Raw genomic sequence first — 6,435 nt, forward strand, 5'->3', positions numbered from 1 at the left:
ACGCTACCTAACCGAGAGTCGACTCTCACTTAATCCGCCTGTGAACTTCCTGAGAGCGCACCGCCGGGCCCGGCCGATCCCGATCGGCGGGGCGGGATCAGCAGCCGGCGTCCGCGGACGACGCTTCGGAGGGCGGGCACGGCAGTTCCGCTCCCCCCGGCCGGCTGCCGTCGAGCAGCAGCGCCAGGTAGCGCCGCCAGCCGCACGATTCGCCGGTGGCGCGCTCCGCCACCCCGGTCGTCGCGGTCGCCAGCACCATCACCACCACGGCGGTGAGGTCGCGCTCCCCCAGTTCCGCGCGCACCCGCCCGTCGCGCTGGGCGCGCCGCAGCACCTCCCCCATCGTCGCCAGGAACCTCGGCAGCACATCGGACATCGTCACGCCGGTTTCGTGCACCGCGTTCAGCAGCGCCCCGTTGCGCACCACCGTTTCGAGGCTCTCCTCCAGACCGCGGCGCAGGCCGAGCCACGCGTCGGGTTCGGCCGCGGCCTCGGCGAGCAGCGGTTCGACCTCCTCGGTGAAGTACTGGTCGAACACGGCCGCCACCAGCTCCCGCCGGCCCGCGAACCGGCGGTACAGCGTGGCGAGCCCCACCTCGGCGCGCCGGGCCACGTCCTCCAGCCGGATCGCCGGGCCGCGCTCGGCGAGCTCCGCCCGCGCGGCCGCCAGAATCCGCCGGTGGTTGCGCTGGGCGTCGGAGCGCAACGCGCGCCGCTGCGGGTTCGCGGATCCGGACATGGGCAACAGCATGCCGGACCGCCCCGCACCCGCCGGGACGAGGGCGAACACGTGCACGGCGCGATCACCGGCCCGGTAACCTCACGACCAGCGAACCGGCCGCGCAGGCCGGACCCCCGTACCACTCGTTCGACGGCCGGACGCGACACGCGGCCAGGAAGGAACTCACGTGAGCACGCAGGTGGAAACGGCCGAATTCCAGGCCGAGGCGCAGAAACTGCTGCAGCTGATGGTGCACGCCATCTACTCGAACAAGGACACGTTCCTGCGGGAGCTCATCTCCAACGCCTCCGACGCGCTGGACAAGCTGCGGCTGGCCTCCTACCAGGACAAGGACCTGCAGGTCGACACCGAGGACCTGCACATCTCGGTGGAGCCGGACCGCGAGCAGCGGACCCTGACGATCCGCGACAACGGCATCGGGATGTCCAAGGACGAGGTGCGCGACCTGATCGGCACCATCGCGAAGTCGGGCACCGCGGAACTGCTGCAGGAGCTCAAGGACACCTCCGACGGCGCCGCCGCGCAGGAGCTGATCGGCCAGTTCGGCCTCGGCTTCTACTCCAGCTTCATGGTCGCCGACAAGGTCGTGCTGCTGACCCGCAAGGCGGGCGAGGACAGCGCGACGCGCTGGGAGTCCAGCGGTGAGGGCACCTACACCATCGAGACCGTCGACGAGGCCCCGCAGGGCACCGCGGTCACGCTGCACCTCAAGGCGGAGGACCAGGAGGACCGGCTGCTCGACTACGCCGACACCGGGACCCTGACGCGGATCATCAAGAAGCACTCGGACTTCATCGCGTGGCCGATCCGGATGGAGGTGGACAAGCCCGGCGCCGAAGGGGAATCCACCACCGAGGTGGAGACGGTGAACTCGATGAAGGCGCTGTGGGCCCGCCCCAAGGGCGAGGTCGAGCAGGCCGAGTACGACGAGTTCTACAAGCACATCAGCCACGACTGGAACGACCCGCTGGAGACGATCCACCTGCGGGCCGAGGGCACCTTCGAGTACCAGGCGCTGCTGTTCATCCCGTCGACCGCGCCGTTCGACCTGTTCTCCCGGGACCAGAAGCGCGGCACCCAGCTCTACGTCAAGCGCGTGTTCATCATGGACGACTGCGAAGAGCTGATGCCGGAGTACCTGCGGTTCGTCAAGGGCGTCGTGGACGCGCAGGACCTGTCGCTGAACGTCTCCCGCGAGATCCTGCAGCAGGACCGCCGGATCCAGATGGTGCGCCGCCGCCTGGTGAAGAAGGTCCTCACCACGGTGCAGGAGATCCAGGCGAACGACGCCGAGCGCTACACCACGTTCTGGGACAACTTCGGGCAGGCCGTCAAGGAGGGCATCGTCGGCGACCCGGACAACGCGGAGCTGGTGCTGGACATCTCCTCGTTCGAGTCGACGCACCACGAGAGCGACCGGACGACGCTGCGCCAGTACGTGGAGCGGATGCCGGCGGACCAGGACGTCATCTACTACATCACCGGCAACTCCCGCACCAAGATCGAGAACTCGCCGCACATCGAGGCGTTCCGGGACAAGGGCGTCGAGGTGCTGCTGCTGAGCGACCCGATCGACGAGATGTGGGTCGAGTCGGTGCCGGAGTTCGACGGCAAGCGCTTCCAGTCCATCACCAAGGGCGAGGTCGACCTCGACGAGAAGACCGAGGAGGACTCCCAGCAGCAGGAGGAGTTCGCCGGGGTCCTGTCCTGGCTGGGCGAGGCGCTGTCCGACGATGTGAAGGAGGTGCGGCTGTCCTCGCGGCTCAGCAGCTCCCCGGCGTGCATCGTCGGCGACAACCACGACATGACGCCCACGCTGGAGAAGATGTACCGGGCGATGGGCCAGCAGGTGCCGCGGGTGAAGCGGATCCTGGAGATCAACCCGTCGCACCCGCTGGTGACCGGGCTGCGCTCCGCGCACACCGCGGACGGCGAGCGGGCCGACCTGGCCGAGACGGCGCAGCTGCTGTACGGGATGGCGCTGCTCGCCGAGGGCGGTGAGCTCCGCGATCCGGCGAAGTTCACCTCGCTGCTCGCGAACCGCCTGGCGACCACCCTCTGAGCACCGGCCCGCCCGCGAGGTGGGCGGCCCCTTCGACCCGGCGAACCGGGCGAGCGGGCCGTCCACCCCGGGCGGGCGGCGGTCAGACCTTCGCGGACTCGTCGCGGAGTTCGCGGATCTCGCCGCGCAGCGCCTGGACCTCCGCGAGCAGCGCGGCCGTGGTGGCGCTCTCGTCCGCGGCACGCTGCCGGTCCTCCTGGCCCACCTGGGTCTCCATCGCGCTGACGGCGACCGCGATGAACAGGTTGAGCACGGTGAACGTGGTGACGGCGATGTAGGCGACGAAGAAGATCCACGCGATGGGCCGCGCGGCCATCACTTCGCGGGCCACGTCGGACCAGGCCTCCCCGGTCATCACCTGGAACAGGGTGAACAGCGAGGAGCCCAGGTCGCCGAAGTACTCGGGGGCGACGTCGCGGTACAGCGTGGTGGCCAGCACCGAGGAGACGTAGAGGATCAGCGCGAGCAGCGCGGCGATCGAGGCCATGCCGGGCAGCGCCGCCAGCAGCGCGGACACCACGCGGCGCATCGTCGGCACCACCGAGATCAGCCGCAGCGCCCGCAGCACGCGCAGCGCCCGCAGCACGTCGAACGGCCCGGTCGCCGGTGCCAGCGCCACCCCGACGATCACCAGGTCGAAGCAGTTCCACGGGTCGCGGAAGAACCGGGCGCGGTGCACGTAGAGCCGGGCGAGGAGCTCGACGACGAAGATGGCCATCGCGGTGCGATCGATGGCGTGCAGCGGTGCTCCGTAGCGGTCCAGCAGGTGCGGCACCGTCTCCAGGCCGAGCGTGATCGCGTTGACCACGATCACGCCGATGATGAACGCGTGGAACCGGGGCGCTTCGACGACGTTCTCGACGCGCTCGCGCACGCTCATGGTGGTACTCCCGCCGGGCTGACTCCATTTCGGACGGTGATCAACTTAGCGCCCGCCGAGCACGGCCCATGCCCGGGGGATCACTCAACGTGACGCGGCCCCCCCACCCCGCAGCGGGGGCGGGGGCCGCGCAACGCGCCCGGAACCTGCCCGGCGAAACGTGTCCTTCGCCTGTCAGCGGCGAAGCCGCTGAGCGGAGACCCAGCACGCAACCGGACCACCCGCGGGTTCTCAGCTGCCTTCTCGCGAGGACAGCGTTTTCCCATGTGGCGGAGCCACCTGTGAAAACGATCCCGCAGCGAGAAGGCAGCTGAGGTTCCGCCACCCGTCCCCCGAGCAAAACGAGTGAGGAGACAGACCCAGTCAGAGCGTCGCGGTGTCGATGACGAAGCGGTATCGGACATCGCTGGCCCGGACCCGCTCGTACGCCTCGTTCACCTGGTCCGCGGCGATGACCTCGACCTCGGCACCGATGCCGTGCTCGGCGCAGAAGTCCAGCATCTCCTGGGTCTCCGGGATGCCGCCGATCATCGATCCGGCCAGCGACTTGTTCCCCGCGATCAGCGAGAAGGCGTTGTAGGACAGCGGGGTTCCGGGCGCGCCGACGTTGACCATCGCGCCACCCGGGCGCAGCAGCGACAGGTAGGCGTCGACCGGGATCTCGGCGGAGACGGTGTTGAGGATGAGGTCGAACCGTCCCTTGAGGACGTCGAAGGTCGCCTCGTCCGAGGTGGCGTGGTAGTCGGACGCGCCGAGCCGCAGCCCGTCCTCCTTCTTCTTGAGGCTCTGGCTGAGCACCGTCACCTCGGCGCCCATCGCGGCCGCGATCTTGACGCCCATGTGCCCGAGCCCGCCGAGGCCGACGACGGCGACCTTCTTGCCGGGACCGGCGTGCCACTGGTTCAGCGGCGAGTAGGTGGTGATGCCGGCGCACAGCAGCGGAGCCGCGACGTCGAGCCCGATGCCCTCGGGGATCCGGCAGACGAAGGAGTCCTTGACCACGACCTGCTTGCTGTAGCCGCCGTAGGTGTTCTCGCCGTCGAAGCCGACGCCGTTGTAGGTCTGCACGTTGCCGCGCACGCAGAACTGCTCGGTGCCCGCGCGGCAGGGTTCGCACTCGCCGCAGGAGTCGACCATGCAGCCGACGCCGACGCGGTCGCCGACCCGGTGCGCGGTGACGGCGGAGCCGACGGCGGCGACGGTGCCCGCGATCTCGTGCCCGGGAACCATCGGGAAGATCGCGCTGCCCCACTCCTCGGCGGCCTGGTGCAGGTCGCTGTGGCAGATGCCCGCGTAGGCGATGTCGATGAGGACGTCGTCCGGGCGCAGGTCGCGGCGGTCGATCACGGTGCGTTCCAGGGGTGCACCGGCACTCGGCGCGGCCATGGCGGGTGTGGGAGCCACTGAGGCCTCCTGTTCCAGGGTTCGGTGATCATCCGCATTGCGGTATGCGCATGCGTTCCCCTAAAGTAAGAGGCTACTTACATTGCACGCAACCGACATCGTTGTGAGCTGCCTTATGCCGCGCGCCTACCACCACGGCGAATTGCGGGCCGCCCTGGTCGACGCCGCTCGCGAACTCCTCGCGGAACGCGGCGCGTTCTCGGTCGCCGAGGTCGCCCGCCGCTGCGGGGTGAGCTCCGCCGCCCCCTACCGGCACTTCCCGGACCGCGCCGCGCTGCAGGCCGAGGTCGCGCTCGCCGTGGCCGGCGAGCTGCGCGCGGAGGTCGTCGCCGCGACGGCGGCGCACGAGGACCCGGACCGGCGGCTGGCGGAAGCGGCCGCCGCCTACACCGGGTACTCGATCCGGCACCGGGCCGGGCTGCACGTGGTGTTCGCGGCGGAGCTGAGCGGCGACCGGTTCCCGGAGCTGCGCCGGGCCGCCCGCGAGCTCATCGACGAATACCTGGCGCTGTGCTTCGCGGCGGCCCCGTCGGCGCAGCGGGCCCTGCTGCTGATGGAGCAGCTGCTCACCCAGGCGCACGGCTACGCCACCTTCTACCTCGACGGCGTGCTGTCCCTGCAGGGCTACGACGTGGACGTGGTCTGCCGGAAGTCCGCGGAGGCCGCCATGACCACCATCCTCGGCGCCCGGCACTCCTGACCCGGAACCACCGTGGTCCGGTCAGCCCCGCGACTCCAGGAACTCCGCGGTGCTGCCGCTCATCAACGAGGTCAGGTAGAACGTCATCTCCTCGACCGGTTCCGGCCGCCCGTTCCGCAACCAGGTGGCGACGGTGCCGACGAACGCGTGCGACAGGAACGCGAGCAGGTACTCCGGCGGGCAGTACGCGGCGTCGACCCGCGCCCCCAGCACCGCGAAGTCGTCGGCGAGCAGGCCGCGCAGCGACCGGCGGCAGCGGCGCCGGAACCCGGTGCCCGCGGCGCCGCGGCACAGCAGCGGCAGCAGCTCCGCGTGCTCCTCGACGACCGCGAGGATCCCCGCGACCCGCAGCGTGAGGACCGGGTACAGCCCGGCGTCCCGGCCCGCCTCCCGCTGCGCCGAGCGGAACGCGGCGCACAGCTCGTCGAGCACCCGCTCGCCGAGCGACGCCACGTAGGCGCCGATGTCCGCGTGGCGCCGATAGAACGTGGTGCGCCCGACCCGGGCGCGACGCGCCAGCGCGGCGACGGTGATCCGGTCGACGTCGGATTCGGCACCGAGCTCGACCAGCGCGTGGCGCAACGCGGCCTCCACCCGGCCCGACCCGCGAACGACGTCCCGCACCGGGCCATGCTCCCACCGGCACC

At 70.6% G+C, this 6,435-nt stretch carries 6 protein-coding genes; 2 read left to right on the forward strand and 4 right to left on the reverse strand.

The window, feature by feature from the left end:
* Nucleotides 1-97: 97 nt before the first annotated feature.
* Nucleotides 98-739: a TetR/AcrR family transcriptional regulator gene (locus LCD33_RS02220; protein WP_224965910.1), complete on the reverse strand. Its 642-nt coding sequence runs from the start codon at nucleotides 737-739 to the stop codon at nucleotides 98-100.
* A gap of 169 nt (nucleotides 740-908) precedes the next feature.
* Between LCD33_RS02220 and htpG the strand changes: the two genes are divergently transcribed.
* A complete protein-coding gene (htpG, locus tag LCD33_RS02225) occupies nucleotides 909-2,804 on the forward strand; it encodes a molecular chaperone HtpG (RefSeq protein WP_224962985.1) in 1,896 nt (631 codons plus the stop codon).
* Nucleotides 2,805-2,886: 82 nt separating this feature from the next.
* Here htpG and LCD33_RS02230 read toward each other — a convergent pair whose 3' ends face one another.
* Together LCD33_RS02230 and LCD33_RS02235 are read right to left on the reverse strand one after the other, a co-directional pair.
* A complete protein-coding gene (locus tag LCD33_RS02230; protein ID WP_224962968.1) occupies nucleotides 2,887-3,684 on the reverse strand; it encodes an ion transporter in 798 nt (265 codons plus the stop codon).
* Between the two features lie 363 nt (nucleotides 3,685-4,047).
* Nucleotides 4,048-5,070 carry an NAD(P)-dependent alcohol dehydrogenase gene (locus LCD33_RS02235; protein WP_224962989.1) on the reverse strand — a complete coding sequence of 341 codons (1,023 nt, stop codon included), beginning with the start codon at nucleotides 5,068-5,070 and terminating at the stop codon, nucleotides 4,048-4,050.
* 133 nt (nucleotides 5,071-5,203) lie between these two features.
* Between LCD33_RS02235 and LCD33_RS02240 the strand changes: the two genes are divergently transcribed.
* Nucleotides 5,204-5,788, forward strand: coding sequence for a TetR/AcrR family transcriptional regulator (locus LCD33_RS02240; RefSeq protein WP_224965907.1), 585 nt, complete (start codon nucleotides 5,204-5,206; stop codon nucleotides 5,786-5,788).
* 21 nt (nucleotides 5,789-5,809) lie between these two features.
* Here the strand turns inward: LCD33_RS02240 and LCD33_RS02245 are convergent.
* Nucleotides 5,810-6,435, reverse strand: a 626-nt coding sequence (locus LCD33_RS02245) for a TetR-like C-terminal domain-containing protein (RefSeq protein WP_224977465.1), incomplete at its 5' end; no start/stop codon positions are given.

Source organism: Saccharopolyspora sp. 7B, from assembly GCF_020177435.1.
Lineage (GTDB): Bacteria > Actinomycetota > Actinomycetes > Mycobacteriales > Pseudonocardiaceae > Saccharopolyspora_C > Saccharopolyspora_C gregorii.